The organism is Rhodococcus sp. HNM0563 (assembly GCF_012726195.1).
In the GTDB taxonomy this organism is placed as follows: domain Bacteria; phylum Actinomycetota; class Actinomycetes; order Mycobacteriales; family Mycobacteriaceae; genus Rhodococcus.
Map to the genome: position 1 here is coordinate 206,031 of NZ_JAASAF010000008.1, position 17,289 is coordinate 223,319.

At 66.3% G+C, this 17,289-nt stretch carries 13 protein-coding genes; 7 read left to right on the forward strand and 6 right to left on the reverse strand.

The annotated features are described in order from the left end of the window. Positions 1-308: 308 nt before the first annotated feature. A complete protein-coding gene (locus HCA61_RS19285) occupies positions 309-1,733 on the forward strand; it encodes an aldehyde dehydrogenase family protein (protein WP_169689804.1) in 1,425 nt (474 codons plus the stop codon). Positions 1,734-1,888: 155 nt separating this feature from the next. Further along, positions 1,889-2,377, forward strand: coding sequence for a hypothetical protein (locus HCA61_RS19290; RefSeq protein WP_240959832.1), 489 nt, complete (start codon positions 1,889-1,891; stop codon positions 2,375-2,377). Positions 2,378-2,458: 81 nt separating this feature from the next. On the opposite strand, the gene HCA61_RS19295 is transcribed toward HCA61_RS19290, so the two are convergent. Then, positions 2,459-2,758, reverse strand: coding sequence for a chorismate mutase (locus HCA61_RS19295; protein ID WP_169689805.1), 300 nt, complete (start codon positions 2,756-2,758; stop codon positions 2,459-2,461). A gap of 313 nt (positions 2,759-3,071) precedes the next feature. On the opposite strand from HCA61_RS19295, the gene HCA61_RS19300 reads away from it, so the two are divergent. Further along, positions 3,072-3,962: a hypothetical protein gene (locus HCA61_RS19300; RefSeq protein ID WP_240959834.1), complete on the forward strand. Its 891-nt coding sequence runs from the start codon at positions 3,072-3,074 to the stop codon at positions 3,960-3,962. Between the two features lie 159 nt (positions 3,963-4,121). Next, entirely contained in the window at positions 4,122-5,306 is a 1,185-nt protein-coding gene (locus HCA61_RS19305; protein WP_169689806.1) for a thiolase family protein, read from the forward strand. A 72-nt stretch (positions 5,307-5,378) separates the two neighbouring features. Here the strand turns inward: HCA61_RS19305 and HCA61_RS19310 are convergent, their stop codons facing one another. Genes HCA61_RS19310 through HCA61_RS19330 form a run of 5 tightly spaced genes read right to left on the reverse strand, consistent with a single transcriptional unit; the run spans position 5,379 to position 14,255 of the window. Continuing rightward, positions 5,379-6,938: a long-chain-fatty-acid--CoA ligase gene (locus HCA61_RS19310; RefSeq protein WP_169689807.1), complete on the reverse strand. Its 1,560-nt coding sequence runs from the start codon at positions 6,936-6,938 to the stop codon at positions 5,379-5,381. 49 nt (positions 6,939-6,987) lie between these two features. Beyond that, positions 6,988-7,482 (reverse strand): NUDIX domain-containing protein, encoded by a 495-nt coding sequence (locus tag HCA61_RS19315; protein WP_169689808.1) that lies wholly within the window; start codon positions 7,480-7,482, stop codon positions 6,988-6,990. A gap of 13 nt (positions 7,483-7,495) precedes the next feature. Further along, positions 7,496-11,650: a TIGR02680 family protein gene (locus HCA61_RS19320; RefSeq protein WP_169689809.1), complete on the reverse strand. Its 4,155-nt coding sequence runs from the start codon at positions 11,648-11,650 to the stop codon at positions 7,496-7,498. Next, positions 11,647-12,783 (reverse strand): TIGR02678 family protein, encoded by a 1,137-nt coding sequence (locus HCA61_RS19325; RefSeq protein WP_247274376.1) that lies wholly within the window; start codon positions 12,781-12,783, stop codon positions 11,647-11,649. Before HCA61_RS19325 ends, HCA61_RS19320 begins: the two co-directional genes overlap by 4 nt. Next, on the reverse strand, positions 12,777-14,255 hold the full coding sequence (locus tag HCA61_RS19330; protein WP_169689810.1) for a DUF2397 domain-containing protein: 1,479 nt from the start codon (positions 14,253-14,255) through the stop codon (positions 12,777-12,779). Before HCA61_RS19330 ends, HCA61_RS19325 begins: the two co-directional genes overlap by 7 nt. Positions 14,256-14,357: 102 nt before the next feature. Between HCA61_RS19330 and HCA61_RS19335 the strand changes: the two genes are divergently transcribed. From HCA61_RS19335 to HCA61_RS19345, 3 genes are read left to right on the forward strand one after another with little or no spacing between them, the layout of a single operon-like run. Beyond that, positions 14,358-14,945, forward strand: coding sequence for a DinB family protein (locus tag HCA61_RS19335; protein ID WP_169689811.1), 588 nt, complete (start codon positions 14,358-14,360; stop codon positions 14,943-14,945). A gap of 60 nt (positions 14,946-15,005) precedes the next feature. After that, positions 15,006-15,497 (forward strand): MarR family winged helix-turn-helix transcriptional regulator, encoded by a 492-nt coding sequence (locus HCA61_RS19340; protein ID WP_169689812.1) that lies wholly within the window; start codon positions 15,006-15,008, stop codon positions 15,495-15,497. Further along, positions 15,490-17,286, forward strand: coding sequence for a long-chain fatty acid--CoA ligase (locus HCA61_RS19345; RefSeq protein ID WP_169689813.1), 1,797 nt, complete (start codon positions 15,490-15,492; stop codon positions 17,284-17,286). The genes HCA61_RS19340 and HCA61_RS19345 overlap by 8 nt, the downstream gene beginning before the upstream one ends. The last annotated feature ends 3 nt before the right edge of the window (positions 17,287-17,289 follow it).

Here is a 17,289-nt window from a genome sequence, read left to right on the forward strand (position 1 = left end):
AGTCGACCGACGGCGGCGGAAGGCGCGTGCGTATACGCACGGAAAGCGCCAAGGGTAGACCGGTGCCTGCGACGGTGACCAAAGATCAGAAAACAGACGTCTTTGTCCGAATGCGCCGAGCGTTGCGACAGTGGAGCGCGCGAGCAGCGTTGTCGATTGTAGCGCACAGGTTACGGCCGTGGGTCCGCGTCGTGCGTCACAGGCGGGGTGGCATCTGTGTGAGTGCCGCAGGTCACAGGGGTCGGATACGCTGCGATCGTCGTCCGATCCGTACGTGCAGGTATCGAAGAAGAGCAGGGGTGTTGCAGATGAGTGAAGTTCTCGACCGAACCAAGATCTACATCGGCGGGCAATGGGTCGACTCCGACGGCGCCGGACACATCGAGGTCGTCGATCCCACCACCGAAGAGGTCATCGCGAAGGTCGCGGACGGTGTGGCTTCCGACGTCGATCGGGCGGTGGCAGCCGCCCATGAGGCGTTCCCGGCATGGTCGTCGCTGAGTGGGTCTGCGCGCGCGGCTTACCTGGAGAAGATCTCGTCCCTCGCCAACGAGCGTGTCGATGCACTGACCGCGACCGTGTCTCAGGATATGGGGATGCCGCTGAGTCTGGCGAAGCCGGTGCAGATCGGCATGCCGCTCAAGAACATCGCCGCCTATGCCGCATTGGCAGGCGCCTACGATTTCGACGACCAGGAGATCGGCAACGCCCTTGTGGTGCGTGAACCGATCGGGGTCGTCGGTGCGATCACCCCGTGGAACTACCCGCTACATCAGGTGGTCCTCAAGGTGTTTGCGGCGCTGGCAGCCGGATGCACTGTGGTCCTCAAGCCCACCGAAGTGGCGCCGCTGATCACCTACGCGCTTGCAGACATCGTCGACGAAGCGGGCTTGCCCCCGGGCGTATTCAACGTCGTCAGCGGTTACGGCCCTGTCGTGGGCGAGGCCATCGCCGCGCATCCCGACGTCGACATGGTGTCGTTCACCGGGTCGACGCGCGCGGGTAAGCGGGTCGCGGTGGTTGCCGCCGAGACCGTGAAGAAGGTGGCGCTCGAACTCGGCGGTAAGTCGGCGAACCTCATTCTCGACGATGCCGACCTTGCCGCCGCTGTCACCGAGGGCGTGGGCAAGTGCTTCCTCAACTCCGGACAGACCTGCACGGCGCTCACCCGGATGCTCGTGCCCGCTGATCGACTGCCCGAGGCTGCCGCGATCGCCGCCGAGGTGGCGAAGGCCTACACCGTCGGGGTCCCGTCCGAGCCGGGTTCGAAGCTCGGACCGCTTGTGAGCGGTACGCAACAGAAGCGGGTGCTGTCCTACATCGACAAGGGTGTGGCCGAGGGCGCCGAACTGACCCTCGACGGGCGCGAGCACGGCTTCTCCACGGGCTACTTCGTCGGTCCCACGGTCTTCAGCAATGTCACCGAGGACATGACCATCGCCAAGGAGGAAATCTTCGGACCGGTGTTGTCGATCATGGGCTACAAGGACGACGACGACGCTGTGCGCATCGCCAACAACAGTGAGTACGGACTGTCGGGTGGTGTGTGGTCGGGAGACCCTGCGCGCGCCGAGTCCGTTGCACGCCGTATCCGCACCGGCCAGGTCTACATCAACGGCGGCGCGTTCAACACCGATGCTCCGTTCGGCGGGTACAAGCAGTCGGGCATCGGCCGTGAGGCCGGCGTCTTCGGACTGGAGGAGTTCCTGGAGATCAAGACCATCCTGCGCTGATCGGCACCACGTGCCGTGCGCCGCGACACGCCGATTTCGGCAGTGTGTGACGTTCGACACGTTTCGGGCGATAGTCGAAGTGGGCGACGAATCGCAGCTCGAAACATGTGATCGATCGCGGCGCACAGCACAACGGCACAGGAAGAAGCGCGGCTATGTATTGGTCGGCGAATACGGGTGACGGAGTCGGCGGGTTCGGCCACGGTGGCGTTCCGGGCGGGAACCTGCCGCCCGGTCGTCGTGGTGCCGAACCGCCACTGCGCAGTCTCCTCGAGGCCCGGCTTCCGGATCTCGCGCCTTGCGCACGACTTCTGGCAGGCAGTCATGACGTGGACACCGCGCTGCTCGATCGGGCGGTCGCTCGTGCCGCGGCGACCTGGCGGGAGCCTGTGGGGCCCGAATTGTGTGCCTACGTCCTGTACTGGTTCGGGTATCTGCTGCAGGCGAAGCGGCCTCACTGTGGTCCGCCTCATCCGGATCTCGGCGTCGACGACACGGTGCTGTTCGGAGCTCTGTCCCCGCTCGAGCAGGTCACGATCGTGCTGAGCGCGTATGACGGGCTTCCCTCCGCGCGTGTTGCCGCGCTGGCAGGGCGGGCGCTCGCCGAGTTCGAACTGGACGAGTCTCGGGCGATCGTCGGATAGTCGTGGTCGACCGAGGGTGTGCGCATCTACGCACGAGGCCCCCGCACCATCGGTGCGGGGGCCTCGCTCAGGAGAGTGTGGTCAGGACCGGCGCGTACGTCCCAGTCGAAGCAGGGTCATGGCGAGGGTCTTGCCGTCGTTGCCGAGTTCGGCGAACCGATCGAGCACGCTCATCTCGTTGGACTGTGCTTCGCGGGTCTCACCCGATTCTTTCGCTGCGGCGCCGATCTGCTGGGACAATTCGGAGCGCCGCTTGACCGCCTCGAGGATATGGGCGTCGAGGTCGCGGATCTGGTCGAAGAGGCTTCCCAGGTCCGTGTCGTTGGCCGACGATGCTGCTTCGGCGCGCTCGATGCCAGGCGAATCAAGCTGGATGGTCATGCAGATTCCTCCGGTCTCGTCTGAATCGTCACAGATTGTGTCGTGTTCATCGGCGAGGGTGTTACTCATCCGTACATGAAAATTCTCCGGCTCCGCAGACACGACCGAATCAACCCCCCTCAAAGGCACTGTGAACAGGATAAATACCCTATCTGACCGGTGAGTATGGTAATTGTCACACTGGCGTGTGCCAAGACTTTGTGCTGAGCACCTGACGGGGTACTCGTCGGTGGGGTCGGGTGCGGTAGCGTCGGGCCGCGACCGGCATTCACCGGAGGCGTCGGGGCCTCCGGTGCTCCGGAAGGGAGTACCTATGCAACGGCCGATTCTTCGGAACGGGCAGGGCTCGGGGGAACGTCAGGAGCACGCGAACGGCCTGGTGCGTCCGGGTGAGTGGGGGCGGCCCAGGTGGAATGCCCGGGCTGCGATCTCGATCGTGGTGGCAGCCGTGGTCAGTGTCCTCGCCTTCGTCGGCGGACTGTCGTCCGCAGGCTCCGGCTTCGGGCCCGAATCCAGATTCTTCTTGATCCTCTCCGCGCTGATGCTGCTCACTGCGGCGTTCGGATGTGTGTTCTGGTGGCCGAGGCGCGGTGCCCCGGGGGTGCGGACTCTGCGCCGGGGTGGTCTCGGCGCGGGGACCGAGGTGCGCTCACGGATGTCGGTCTTCGTCGCTCTCGTTTCGATGGTGGGCTGCGCGGCAGCGCTCGCCGTGGGCGCCGCCGTCGAGGTGTTCCTGTTCAACAACGGCATCCCTTGGGTGAGTCTGGTCCTGGCGCTGCTGGGCGTGCCGTGCGTGACCTTCGTGATCGAAGTGGCGCTCGGTCGCCTGGCGGTGGGGGCGCTCGTGCTCAGCCCCGACGGCATTCGTCAGCGCGGATGGTCGTTCGAGTCGTATCTGCCGTGGATGTCGGTGGCCGGCGTACAGGCACTGGATTTCGGATACCCGGAAACGTGGATCGAGGGAACGCCGACCGCGGCGTGGGCGCGTCGCCGCACCAGTGCGCTGTTCCGGCTGGACAGGTTCCCGGAGACACCGCGCATAGAGATCGACTCGCGGCGCTACGCGGTCGACCCGGTGCTGCTTCACCGGATGCTCGAGTTCTACACGTCTCACCCTGCCGCGCGAAGCGAACTCGGCACCCCGCGGGCGGTCGAGAGGTTCCGGCGAGCCGACCTTCGCGACCCTGACCGACTCGGCGAATGAAAGTCGGATTCTCTGGAAAAGAGAGCGATACTTCCATATAGTCGGGGTCGAGAGTCCATTGCGTAATGGATTCTGCGGCACTGAGTGCCGTAGCCTTCGTTCGGGGTGTACAGCACGGCAGCCCAACACGAGAGTGTTCGACCAGATTGGATTTCAGATATGACCACTCCGGACCCGATCGTCATCGTCGACGGCGCACGTACCCCGGTGGGAAGCTTCGGCGGCGCGTTCAAAGATGTCCCCGCTCACGAACTCGGCGCGGTTGCCGTCCGAGCAGCGCTCGAGCGATCCGGTGTGGCAGGCAGCGACATCGACGAAGTGGTCATGGGCTGCATCGGGCAGGTCGGTGGCGACGCATACAACGCGCGCCGAGTCGCCCTCGCGGCGGACCTGCCGATATCGACCCCTGCATTCACCGTCAACCGCCTGTGCGGTTCCGGACTGCAGGCCATCTGGTCGGCTGCACAGCAGATGCACTGGGGCGGCGCCGACATCACCATCGCCGGTGGCGACGAGAACATGTCGCGGATGCCGTTCTACGACTTCGGCGCCCGGAGCGGTTACAAGCTCGGTAACCGCGAGCTCGTCGACGGCACCACCGGCATGCTCACCGACCCGTTCAGCGGCAAGCACATGGGTGTCACGGCTGAGAACGTCGCCCGCGAGTACAACGTCACCCGCGAGCAACAGGACGAGTTCGCCCTCGAATCGCAGCGACGCGCAGACAGTGCCGCGGCCAAGGCCGCCTTCGCCGAAGAGATCACTCCGGTCGAGGTCGGTGGACGCAAGCCGGTCACCGTGACCACCGACGAGCATCCCAAGCCCGAGACCACCCTCGAAGGGCTCGGTAAGTTGCGGTCGGCGTTCATCAAGGACGGCACGGTGACCGCAGGCAATGCCTCGGGTATCAACGACGGTGCCGCCGCAGTAGTGCTGGCAAAGCAGTCCGTCGCGCAGGAGCGCGGCCTCACCGGCTCCGTGGTGATCGACTCGGTCGCCGTCGCAGCGATGGATCCGTCCCTGATGGGCTACGCCCCCACTCACGCGCTTGCGAAGCTGTTCGAGCAGACCGGCACGACACCGTCCGACATCGACACGATCGAACTGAACGAGGCCTTCGCCTCGCAGGCAATCGCCGTGATCCGCGACGCGAAGCTCGACCCCGCCAAGACCAATCCGTACGGCGGAGCGATCGCGCTCGGTCACCCGGTCGGCGCCACCGGCGCAATCCTGACCGTCCGTGTCGCCAAGGACCTGGTCCGCCGCGACCTCGAACTGGGTATCGTCACGATGTGCATCGGCGGTGGCCAGGCCCTCGCCGCATTGCTGCGTCGAGTCGGCTGACGGACGACCCGTAGAACGGATGGACCCCGAGACCGGGGTCGGGGACCGGTCGCCCGGCCCCCGACCTCGGTCTCAGATGCTTCGTTCGTGCCCGTCCCAGTAAGGTTCGCGAAGCGAGCGCTTGAGGATCTTCCCCGTGGAATTGCGGGGGAGGTTACCGACGATGTCTATGCTGCTCGGGCACTTGAACTTTGCGAGTCCTGCGCGCGCGTACTCGATCAGTTCGTCCTCGCCGACCGACCCGTCCGGAGTGAGGACCACCACGGCTTTGACCGCTTCACCCCACTTTTCGTCGGGCACTCCGATCACCGCGACCTCCGCGACCGCCGGATGCTCGATCAGTACGCGCTCGACCTCGGGGCAATAGACGTTCTCGCCGCCTGTGATGATCATGTCCTTGAGCCGGTCCTCGATGAACACGAACCCGCCTTCGTCGACGCGGCCCATGTCGCCGCTGCGCAGCCAACCGCCCTCGACGATCGCCTCGGCGGTCGCGTCCGGCCGGCCCAGATACCCCGGTGTCGTTTGCGCCGACCGCCACCACAACTCGCCGACGCAACCCACCAGAACGTCGGCCTCACCGACCGGATCGACGACACGCATCTCGATGCCGGGTATCGGAGTTCCCGCCGACGCCATCCGCCGCTCCTGCGTCGGGTCGCGGTGGACTTCCGGCATCAGTGCGGTAATGACCCCGGCGAGCTCGGTCATCCCGTATACCTGCACGAATTCGGAATCAGGCCACGCGGCCAGAGCTGCGCGCAACAAGGGCAGCGGCATCGGAGCTGCGCCGTAGGTGATGCGCTTCAGTCGAGACAGTGCGGCGATCGCCTGGTCACCTGCCGCAAGGACGCCCGAGATCACGGGAGGCACGAGAAACGCGACATTCGCGCCAGCCGCAATCCCGCCGAACAGCGACTGCGCGTCCGCTTCGCGGGTGAAGATGCACCGTCGGCCGTCGTGGATTCCGATGATCGCGTAGCAGGTACCTCCGACGTGGAACAGTGGCATCGCCACGAGCAGGCAGTCGTGGTCGTGGAAGGGGAGTATCGAGAGCATGGCCTCCGCGTGCGCAGTGAGGTTGCGGTGGGTCAGCTGAACCCCCTTCGGGCGTCCCGTGGTTCCGGAGCTGTACAGCAGGAGCGCCGTCGTATCGGGCTCGACATCCGGCAGTGGCCGTGCCGGGTCGCCGGATCCGAGAAACGACTCGAACTCGTCACCGTCGCCACCGACGACGATCACCTGCGTCACCGTACCGAGCCGGTCCCGGATCGACGCGATCATCTCGGCGAACTCGGCTCCGACGAACAGAATCTTCGCGTTCGAGTCGCGGAGGATGTACGCCAGCTCGTCTCCGGCCGAGCGGAAATTGGGGATCGCGTTGGCCGCGCCCAGTGCCGACGCCGCGTAGGTCACCTCGACGCAGGCGAGGTTGTTCTTGTCGACGAACGCGACGGTGTCGCCCGCGCCGATCCCGGCCGCCGCGAGTGCTCCCGTAAGGTGCCGTATCCGGTCGTGCCACTCGCGCCAACTGTGCGACCGGTCCAGATACTGGACCGCGGGAGAGGTGGGGATGGTCTGTGCCCAATGTTCCAGGCGGCCGACAAGCGTGGATGAGTGCGACGCGGGCATACGGACTCCTCTATGTGGTGTGTGTCACAGAGGATAGCGGCCGCGAGGCCTACCGAGGAGGGGACAGGTCGATGGGCAGATTCGGCACCGGGCTGTCGAGCAGACGCGGGTAGTCACTGGCGAGCGAACGCGGTGCCAGCAGATCCGGACCTGCGTATCCGGTGATCTCGGAACGCGCCCACCAGCGGAACGCGGTCAGGTTCTCCTGTGCGAGTTCGTCTGCGGTCAGAGTGGGGCTCGGGACGAACGGGGCGGTGCGGATCAGGAAGTAGTCGTTGATGATGCCGTCGAAACCGGGAACATGATCGGGCGAGATGATCGTCGAATGCCATACGTGTGACGGCTCCGTGGAAAGCTCGAATCCGACCTCTTCCACGAGTTCGCGCGCCAAGGCCTCGAGCGGGGTCTCCCCGGTCTCGATGCCGCCCCCGGGGGTGATCCACACGGTGTACCCATCGGGCGTGCGCGCACGGCACAGCAGCAGTCGATCGTCCGGGTCGACGAGAAGTGCGCGGACCGAGTGGCGGAGGCGGCGGAAACTCACGTCGCGAGCCTACTCAGTCGCCCCCGCGCACGTGTCTGCTGCGCCCGTCCCAATGGACATGGGTCGTGACGGCAGAGCTGTCGCCGAGGCGACGGACTTCGTAGATGTCGAGTGCCGGCACCTGGGGCACACATCCCCACAGCGCGTGCCCGGTCATGACGAAATCGATGTCCTGGCGCACCAGCAAACCCATGAGCTCACCGATCGTCGGCTCGTCGATCTTGGCGAACGCGTCGTCGAGCAGCACCATCCGCAGCGCGAGGTCGGTGTCGGGCAGTCCCGACAGATAGCCGTCTGCTGCGGCGAACAGTGCAACGTACGACACGAATCGAGTCTCGCCCTGGGAGATCTTCGCCCGCTTCGAAATACGACGCTCTTGATCGGGCTCCGGGCCGATGATGGTGACGTCGATGGTGTGCCACGCCCGGTAGTCCAGTGCCCGCGACAGATGCGCTGCATACCCGGCCGACGGGTCGGTGCCGTGCGAGACCTCCACGCGGTGACGAAGCAGCTCGATCAGATCGTCACTGTCCTCGATCGACCGGGTGCTACCGGTGAGGAGTCCGGTGATCCGCGCCGCGTCGGCGTCCTCACGGACCGGATGCCACCCGATGCGGACGCCGATACCGTGGCTGGTCCGGCTGTCGCTGAGACTCTCGTTCATCGCCGCAATCAAATTCTCGGCCTGCGTGATCCGCCTGCGGAGTTCATCGGCAACACCTCCGAGCACGAAGCCGGTGAACACATCGTGTTCACGCTGGGACAGCGCGGCCCTGCCCTCTTCGACACGGGCGGTGAGGTGGGCGAGTACCCCTGTCGGGGTGGTGTCGGGACCCGCGCCGGACAGGCGCACCACATGGGCGCCAGATTCCACGGTGTGCTCGATGTCGAGCGCTTCCGAGATCTCCCGATCGAATCGTTGCAGCGCAGCGAGGATCCGGTTCTCGCCCGTGTCCGTGGCGCGTGGCAGTGCTGTCAGCACGGCATCGGCAGCCTCACGGACATGTTGCGAGTCGAGATGCGCGATCGGACCACCTTCGACATCGGCTGCTGCGGAGAGGGCGGGGATGGCGAGCCGAGCCTCGAGTATGCCCGCAGCGGCCTCGAGTTCCTCGCGGTGACGGGTGAGTCGCTCCCGCGCTGCCGAGGCCTGTTGCATCGCCGCTGCCACAGCCTTGCCCAGCTGCTCGCGGTGAGCAAGGGTGCGGCGGCACTGCTCGTCGGTCCGGGCCCTCTCCGTCTCCGAGCTTCGCAATTCCTCCGCGAGGTCGGCGACCTCGATGTCGACCGCCTGAGTCTGCGCGGCGATCACCGCTGCCCGCTCGTGCCACTCGTGCCAACGGGCGTCGGCCTCAAGCTCGGCGCGTGCGCGCAGTTCTGCCGACTGGGTGACTGCGTGCGCGGAACCGCCGAATCTTGCGTAGTCGGCCAGGACGTCGCCGATGCCGCGGTCCAGAGTTGTGCACGCGGTGTCCGCCTCGGCACAGGCCACGACGACTGCGTCCAGGTCGGCGACCCCGATCGGCAACGCGAAATGGGCGCAGGCGGTCCGGTGGGATTCGAGATCGGCCGCCCACCGGGAGCGCAGTGCACCCGCCCGCTCCCGAGCTCGGGCCGCGGCCTCCGTACGGCGGAGCGCGTACTCGGCGTGTGCGCGAGACCGTGCGTATGCCCGGTGTAGAGCGTGCGCGGTGGGCGCGGAGGAAAGATGGGCGTCGAGTTCGTCGTGTGGCCTCGGCGCGACACGGTTGTCGACCGCCTGTCTCTGCTCGACGAGGTCCAATCGGACCAGTTCACCGTCGATCTCGTCGAGCCGGCTCCGGCGCGCGGCCTCGTTTCTGCTCCGGGCGGCCTCACCGATGAATCCGGGTGCCTCTGCGGTGTGCCGTCCGCGCAATACGCCGTTGTGCCAGCGGCCGTCGCGTGAGACGGATGCGGACGCCGAGGCATCCTCGAACCCGATCGCGGACAGAACCGAAGCGACCGCCTCGACCGGCGCCTCGGAAGTCGGGTCGGGCTGCAAAACTGTCGAAAGCGGCCGGAGCGGAGGTTCACCGCGGGGCGAGACGAGGATCTGCCCTGAAGACGCACGTAGCCGACCTTCACCGTCCACGGTGGCAGTCAGTAATCCTGCGGCCAGCAGTCCGGATTCGATACCTGCCCGATCGTCATCGCCGAGGACATCGACGAAATCGACGGCCCTCCAGAACGGGACTCCGCTCTGGGGACTCCGCCACGGTGCCATCGAAGGGCCTTCGGAGCCGAGTTCGAGACGTTGTCGTTCCTCCAGCAGAGCCGACCGCAACTCCCTCTCGGCTGTGCTGGGGGACTCGGCCGTGCCTGTCGCGCTGGTGATGTCGAGGTCGCCGGGTGTCGCGGTTCGAGTGAGTGCCACGAGTTCGGTGAGGACCGCGTCGGTAGCCGCGGGGTCGGGGTCGTCGCCGGAGAGTGATTCGATGGCGTCCACGAGGCGCTGCATCAACGCCGCACCGTTCTGGTCGAGGTGCGGCAGCAGAGTAGTGGTGCGCTCGGATGTGAACCATGCACGCCATCGGTGCTCGAGGTCGAGGGCAGCGTCGTCCAGTGCATGAGCAGCGGCATCGCGTTCGAGTATCTCGCGTTCGGCATCGTGTGCGGCGCGCTCGGCCTCGGCTTCGGCGTCGCGCACTCCACGTTCGGCGAGTTCGAGGCGACGGGCCTCGACCAGTCGTCTCGATGCTTGATCCCGCCTGCGCCGCGCGGCTGTCGCCGCGTGGTAGGCGGCGACGCGGGCATCTTCGCAGCCCTCCGGAAGAAGCCGTACCTGCGCGACCGTGGGCCTGACGATGGACTCTGCGACGGCTTCGCGCCGCGTGCGGACGGGTTCGGAATGGTCTTGGGGTCGTTGGATGTCGAGACGGATCCGCTCCGGGAGTGCGTCAGCCGTTACGGCTGAGTTGGTGAGGCGGAGTTTCGCGGCCGCGAGCATCTCGGACGCCCCGGCGACGGTGACCTCCAGAGCGCCCAGATGTGTGTCTGCGCGCTCGGCGTCCAGGGACTCGCGGTCTCTGGCCTGCGCGGCGTGATGCATGGCCAGGTCGACAGCGCGGCCGAGCGCGTCGACGGCGAGCGTCCGCTGAGCCAGGTCATCGGCGTGGCGGAACAGAGCATGGGATTCGAGGCCTCGGATGGCACGATCGAGTTCGGCGAGCTGGTCACGTCGTTCGCTCAGGCGAGTGTCGGCTGCGGCGACCTGAGCGTCGAGGTCCGCGACCTCGGCTTCGGCCTCGTCGAGTTCGGTACGCGCCCGGGCGACCCGATCGGCGGTCTGTGCGGCGGCATCCGCACTTGCCCGGAGCAGGTCGGCCGCGTAACGACGATAGACGGCGTGGAACTGACGGACTCGGGTGAGCGAGGATTCCAGCCGAGTCTGGGCTGCACGGCTCTCACCGAGCAGATCGAGACGATCACCCGCCGAGGCGAGCATGTTCTCGTTGAGCGGGGGGAGTGCGTCGGACAGGATCTGAGGTAGACGGCCTTCGTCGATCCGGTTGCCGACATCGGGTGACCGCAGGGTGTGGAGTAGCTGCAGCAGGCCCGTGTACCGATCGCGCCCGGAGTCGCCGTGCAGACCGAACACCAGCGTGCGGACGGTGTCGCGGTGTTCCTCGGGGTTGCGCGTGATCCGGTCCGGGCCGATGCGGGCAGCGAGGTCGTCGCGTGAGAGTGGCACCCGATGCTCGTCGACCAGTGGGAGGTCGGTGCCTACCCGGGCATCCGCGGTGAAGAAATACACCTCGCTCCGGTGCGCGGTTGCGCTGTAGCGCACTTGCGCGCCGATCGTGAGAACACCTTCAGGACGCGATAATTCGAGCCACAGATAGCCGATTCGGTTGTTCTGACCGCCTGCTCCGATCCGCATCAGTTCGTCGAGATCGACCTTGCCCGCGCCGGTGGCATCCATGCGTTTGCGGTCGGCGTCGAGCAGGAACGGCAGCAGCATCTCGAGGGCACGTGATTTCCCGGAACCGTTGGTGCCGCGCAGGATCATGCGCCCATCGCTGAGTGTGAACTCGGTATCGAGGTAATGCCAGACGTTGACGATGCCCGCGCGGGAGAGCTTCCACCGGTGCGGGTGCGATGAGGCGGTGGCGGCATCGAGTACGGGCGTGTCGGACGAATGGGTCATGGTCGGGGGCTTTCGGCGATGGTCGGGCGATACCGGGCGGCGGGGGCAGCGAGAAGGATTCCGTCGTCGAGGGCACGTGCGAGACCGAGTCGCACCAGCAGTGCCGTGACATCGCGGCGCAAAGCGGTGACATCACGGACGTACTCGCCGCGCCAGCTCCTGGCATGGGTTGCTGTGAGGCCGGTCAAGGTCCTGTCCAGGGTGGCCGTGTCGATGTGCACGGGGTTGCCGGGTACGGGGTCGACTACGTCGACCAACTCCGAAATCAGGAGAAGCGCAGCCTGATTCACGGTCCCTGCGCCGGGGAAGAGTAGGTCGGTGAGGCTGCCGTCCGGGTCGTAGGCGAGCGCGCCCTCCGTGCGTACCTCGAGGACCAGACCGAAATCCTCGTCCAGACGACGTGCGATCTCTGCTCGTTCGCGGATCAACACGTCGAGAGTTTCAGGATCGAGATCGTCGCGTGCCGTGAACGGGTCTTCGACGAGCCTGCGATACAGACGGCGCCGCGGTGTCTCTGGTCGCGCGGTGATCGCTGCCGACGGGCCGGGAAGGTCGTGTAAGGCGAAAGCGGTGAGGTGCCGCAGCAGTGACCGGCAGACGGTGAGAACCACCTCGTCCTCATCCCCCTCGCAGCCGTCCCCGTCGTCGCCGAGGTCGGTTTCCCCGACCACCCCCCACTCCATCAGGACCTGCAATGCGGCCACGAGATGTCGCCGTTCCGACAACCCGTCGGCGATCTCGATGTTCTGCGCGGCGGCGTCGGCTCGGACCTGCCCGACCAGTACCGCCATGGGAATGCGGTCGCCCTGACCGGGTGCGAGCAGTGCGGCGGCGGTCAATGCGAGATAGGTGTATCCGATCGCGCCGAACTCGCCGCCGGTTGCGCGATGGAGCGGTCGCAGGGGCGCTGCGGGATCGAGCGGTGTCTTCACCAGCCGTGCGAACTCCGCCTCCACGATCAGCGTGTAGCCCAATTGATCGGCGAACATGGCGCGCAGTGCTGTTGCGTGGCGGCGGACCAGATCGAAAGTGTCGGGGTCGTGGACGGCCGTGAGGATCGGTCGCTGCAGCACGGCGCGGGCGCCGTCGCGCCGGCCTGCAGCATCCTGGACTGCGGTACCGGTATTCACCACACCCCGATCGTGTGTCCGGAATCGGCGGGCGCCAGCAGCGGCGACGAGGTGCGAAGGATCAACCCGTGCACTGTGAGATCGCCGTCCGGGCAGTGCACGGTGGTGTCGCGACCGGGTTCGGCGGTCAGAGTGAGGCCGAGGTCGTGGTCGTCGATGCGGTACACGCCGTCGAGTTCCTGGTGCCGTGCGAGAAGTGCCGCGAGTCGGTCGAGGAGTACGTCGCGCGCGGTCGTGGAGATCCGCTCGCCGTCCAGGTCGCCGGATGCGCGTAGTTCGGCGACGGCGTCGGCGAGTTCTCCCGATTCCTTCTCGGCCAGCGCTGCGATGAGGGTACGGTCGGCGGCCGGGTCGGGAATCCGGGCGTTTCGGCCACGCGGCGAGCGGTCGCCACGTTCGCGCAGCGACACCGGCACCGACACCGGATCGGCGCTCCACCAAGATGTTCCGGCCCCGATCCGCGGGTCCGGTTCTTCCGGGCCCAGCAGCAGGTGCCGACTCGGATAGGCCCCGAATGTAGCGGCATGGAGCCGGTGGGCCTGTTCGTCCGAGGACTCCGAGAACCACGAGGCCAGGCGCAGAAGATCGGCTCGGTGGGAGAACCCGGGAGCGTCGGAGGTGCGGGTCCGGGTATGAGTGAGCAGCCGGTTCAGTGCCGTGGTCGCGGCGTCGCGCAGCTCACGCGGGCCTGCTTCCTCGTCGTACCAGGACACGAGATGTTCCCATTCGTCTCGTGTGCGCCCGGGGGAGCGGGAGGCGGTGCCGCTGGGGAACCCCGGATCGGGGAGCGCCGCGAGCAGGTCGTCGATGTGTGGGAGCAGGCGCTTCACCGCCGTGTGGATCCGGGTCGCGTAGCGGCCCAGATCGGAGGTGATGACGTCGATGTAGTCGAGTAGCAGGAACTTGAGTTCGGTGTAGTCGTCGCCGGAGAGATCCGGTCGACCCGAGATCTCCGCCAGGTAGTTGTAGAAGTCGGCGACGCTGTCGGTGAATGCTCTGTGGTGCACGAACACCCCGGTGACGTGTCCCGCGAGGGTGTCGGGATCGATGGCGAATCCGGTGCGGGTCGCTGCGTCGATGTGCGTGAGTGCGTCGCAGATGCGCGCGAGGGATTCTCGGGTGACTTCGCGGGCGCCTTCGTGGGACGACAGCAGTGTTGTGGCTTCGCGGTGTATGCGGCCGCCGAGCACTGTCGGACGATATCGGGCGGTGGCGCGGACGTAGTCGCCGATCGACCCGACGCGGGTGTCGCGGCCTCCCTCGCCGAGGTTGCCCCACGCCACGAGTTGTCGGCACCGGACCTCCACGACGTCCCGGTCGATGCGATGTCCACAGGCAGCGAGGGCGGCGGCGATGTCGGCGGCAGTCGCGTCGGCGAGCAGGACGCCTGTGAAGTAGTCCATGATCGCGACGTAGTCGTCGGATTCGTCGGCCACCAGGTAGCGGAACAGGCCGCGGGACCCCCCATCACCCATCGGTCGTCCTTCCTGTGCGCCACCACCACGGTACGCACAGGTTAGTTGCTCGGATTCGTCGAGCCTCGGGGTGAGGGTGAGGTGTGCGCCTACGATGGGCCCATGACAGGTACCGACGGGTTTGCGAGCGACCTCGTCGAGCAGCTACAGGCCTCGCGCGACCTGATCCTGTGGAAGCTCGACGGGCTGTCCGAGTACGACGCGAGGCGCCCGATGACACCGACCGGAACCAACCTTCTCGGGCTCGTCAAACACCTCGCGACCTGCGAATTCGGCTATTTCGGTGAGGCGTTCGGCCGGCCATCTCCGGTTGCGCTGCCCTGGGCGGATCCGGAGGGTGCTGACGGTGCGAACATCGACATGTGGGCTACTGCCGACCAGTCGCGCGAGTACCTCGTGGGTCTGTATCGCCGCTCGTGGCAGCATGCCGCGGAGACTTTCGCTGCGACCGAGCTCGACGACGTGACGCGCGTGGAGCTGTGGGGCCAGGGCCGCATTACGCTGCACCGCATCCTCGTGCACATGAACAGTGAAACTGCCCGCCATGCCGGGCACGCCGACATAGTGCGGGAAATGATCGACGGCTCGGCCGGATGGCGGCGAGACTTCGACAATTTGCAGTACCACGAGGACGCGCAGGTGCGTGCTCACCATGCCCGGGTGCAGGCGGCCGCCGAGCGATTCCGCTGACCGAACGCGGTGGGTTGCCCTGATTCGAGGCGTGGAGCACACCGGGCTTATAGTTGCCGTATGCAACAGAAGCGGAGGTCCGATTCACCGAATCGGACCTCGGTATCCGAGGCCTACGACGAATTCGTTCACCTCGTGCGCTTCCTGACTGCAGGGGAGCGGTCCGATGACAGTTCCCTGTCGCTCGCGCAGCATTCGCTGCTCGGGTTCATCGCCCGCAATCCGGGTTGCCGCGCCACCGATATCTCGGAGGTTTTCGGCGTCAATCGGTCGACCGTCTCGAGGCAAGTACGCCACTGCATCGACGAGGGTTGGCTCTCTGCGGACTCCGGACCGACCAGGTTGGGACACCCGCTCAGGCTGACGGACCAGGGGCACGCGGTGCTCGCCGTCACAGTGACTCGCCGATACGGCGAAGTCACAGCAGGACTGGCGGGATGGGACCAGGATGAGATCGACACGTTCATCCACTTGCTGCGCCGCTTCCGCTTCGGTGTGGACCCGTCCACCCCGCCTTCGACCGACCAGAACGATGGAGATTTCAGTGCGTGAGTACTCGACCCCCGCCCAGTTCACTGTTGCGGACAACGATTCCGTGGTCCACACGGTATTCATCCAAGCGGAGAAGACCCCGCACCGCGTGATGTACTCGCGCCCGCTCGGTGACGAGTGGGTCGCGGTCACCGCATCGCAGTTCGCGGAGCAGGTCGCCGGTGTCGCCAAGGGCTTGATCGCCAGAGGAGTGCAACCCGGCGATCGTGTCGCATTGCTCTCGGCCACTCGGTACGAGTGGTCGCTGTTCGACTACGCGATCTGGGCGGCGGGTGCGGCATCGGTGCCGATCTACGATTCGTCGTCCACCGAGCAGATCCGCTGGATCCTCGAGGACTCCGGCGCCTGCCTCGCCATCGTCGAGACCGCCGCCCATGAGGCGCTCTTCGTCGGCATGCCCGACACCCTCGGTGAGATCCATCGGATCGACGGTGGGGCCGTGGACGCACTCATCGCCGCGGGCGCAGGGATCGACGACGCCGAACTCACCGCTCGCCGCGAGGGGATCCGCGTCGACGATCTCGCCTCCCTCGTCTACACCTCCGGCACCACAGGCCGGCCGAAGGGTTGCATCCTCACCCACCGGAACTTCCTCTCGGAGGTTCGCGGAATTCTGACGGCACCGATCGGTCAGATGGCTGCCAAGCCGGGTAACCGGATCCTGACGTTCCTGCCCCTGGCACACGTGCTGGCGCGGGCAGTGTCGCTTGCATCATTCGAAGGTGGTGCAGCACAGTCGCACTGGTCTGATTTCGGAACCGTATCGAGCCAGTTCTCCCGGTACTCGCCACACATGATCCTCGGCGTGCCTCGCGTGTTCGAGAAGGTACGTGACGCCGCGGCCGGTAAGGCGGCAGCAGGCGGAAAGCTCAATGCGGCCATCTTCCAGTTCGCCGAGGACACCGCGATCGCGTACAGCGAGTCGCTCGACCACGGTGGCCCGAGCCTGTTCTTGAAGGCCAAGCGGACCATGGCCGACAAGCTCGTCTACGGCAAGCTACGTGAGGCCATGGGCGGCGAGTGTCAGATGGCCATCTCCGGTGGCGGAGCGCTCAGCACCACGCTCGGACACTTCTTCCGCGGCGTCGGCGTGCCGATCTACGAGGGCTACGGCCTGACCGAATCGACAGCGGCACACACCGTCAACATGCCTGGATCGCAGAAGATCGGTACGGTGGGTCAGCCCTTGGGTGGCAACAGTGTTCGTATCGCTGAGGACGGCGAGATCGAACTTCGCGGAGGAGTCGTATTCAACGGCTACTGGCGCAACGAGAAGGCGACCGAGGACGCGTTCCACGACGGATGGTTTCGTACCGGCGACCTCGGCTCGCTCGACGCCGACGGCTACACCACGATCACCGGACGTAAGAAGGACCTCATCGTCACCGCCGGCGGCAAGAACGTCTCTCCGGGTCCGCTCGAAGACCGGATGCGATCGCACACGCTGGTCTCGCAGGCCGTTGTTCTCGGCGACGGGCGCACGTTCATCTCGGCATTGCTGACGGTCGACCCCGACGTATTCGACAACTGGAAGCGGGAGAACGGCAAGCCGGCGGACGCCACTATCGCAGACCTGCGAAACGATCCGTCGCTGCGCGATGCGATGCAGACGATCGTCGACGACGCCAACAGCACGGTCTCGCATACGGAGGCCATCAAGAAGTTCGTGATCCTCGATCGCGACCTCACCGAGGAGACCGGTGAGCTGACCCCGACGCTGAAGATCAAGCGCAATGTGGTCGCCGAGAAGTTCGCCGCCGACATCGAGGGCATCTACGTGAAGCGGTGAAGC

Bases quoted from the DNA above. Each gene is read 5' to 3' on its own strand.
- HCA61_RS19285 (WP_169689804.1), top strand. From the start codon at position 309: ATGAGTGAAGTTCTCGACCGAACCAAGATCTACATCGGCGGGCAATGG.
- HCA61_RS19290 (WP_240959832.1), top strand. From the start codon at position 1,889: ATGTATTGGTCGGCGAATACGGGTGACGGAGTCGGCGGGTTCGGCCAC.
- HCA61_RS19295 (WP_169689805.1), bottom strand. From the start codon at position 2,758: ATGACCATCCAGCTTGATTCGCCTGGCATCGAGCGCGCCGAAGCAGCA.
- HCA61_RS19300 (WP_240959834.1), top strand. From the start codon at position 3,072: ATGCAACGGCCGATTCTTCGGAACGGGCAGGGCTCGGGGGAACGTCAG.
- HCA61_RS19305 (WP_169689806.1), top strand. From the start codon at position 4,122: ATGACCACTCCGGACCCGATCGTCATCGTCGACGGCGCACGTACCCCG.
- HCA61_RS19310 (WP_169689807.1), bottom strand. From the start codon at position 6,938: ATGCCCGCGTCGCACTCATCCACGCTTGTCGGCCGCCTGGAACATTGG.
- HCA61_RS19320 (WP_169689809.1), bottom strand. From the start codon at position 11,650: ATGACCCATTCGTCCGACACGCCCGTACTCGATGCCGCCACCGCCTCA.
- HCA61_RS19330 (WP_169689810.1), bottom strand. From the start codon at position 14,255: ATGGGTGATGGGGGGTCCCGCGGCCTGTTCCGCTACCTGGTGGCCGAC.
- HCA61_RS19335 (WP_169689811.1), top strand. From the start codon at position 14,358: ATGACAGGTACCGACGGGTTTGCGAGCGACCTCGTCGAGCAGCTACAG.
- HCA61_RS19340 (WP_169689812.1), top strand. From the start codon at position 15,006: ATGCAACAGAAGCGGAGGTCCGATTCACCGAATCGGACCTCGGTATCC.